General features: G+C 49.3%; 1 protein-coding gene. It reads right to left on the bottom strand.

Annotated elements, in window-relative coordinates:
• Positions 1-343, bottom strand: a 343-nt coding sequence (locus tag DW922_RS11705; protein ID WP_118726656.1) for a TnpV protein, incomplete at its 3' end; no start/stop codon positions are given.
• Between the last annotated feature and the right edge of the window lie 22 nt (positions 344-365).

Genomic DNA, 365 nt, shown 5'->3' with positions numbered 1-365 from the left:
CTGCCCGGTTGTGAATGTTATTGCAACGCTGCACCCATTCCATTTGACGGGTACGCTTCAATTCCTCGGTCACGCCCTCGGCAGCTTTCATCTGCTCCATGATGGTGTCTAACCGTTTCTGTGCCTGTTCGTTCAGGTCTGCAAGATATGTCCACAATTCCCCGGTCAGGGTCAATGTGTGTAATCTGGCTGGGCAGACTTCTCTTAAATATTCCCGGTGCATCCGTCCGTACTTTCCGATGGGGCGGTGTTCCTCCGGCAACTTCAAGTCCGGGATGTAGTAATCTCCAACAAGGATATAATCAATTCCGTTTTCTTTTATTCTTGGTTTCAATTCGCTCATGTTCCTTACCTCCTGTGGAAGC

Source organism: Clostridium sp. AM42-4 (genome assembly GCF_003480105.1).
GTDB lineage: Bacteria > Bacillota > Clostridia > Lachnospirales > Lachnospiraceae > Brotaphodocola.
Note: the sequence above shows the minus strand (reverse complement) of the source record. Positions and strands in the feature narration are given on the sequence as shown.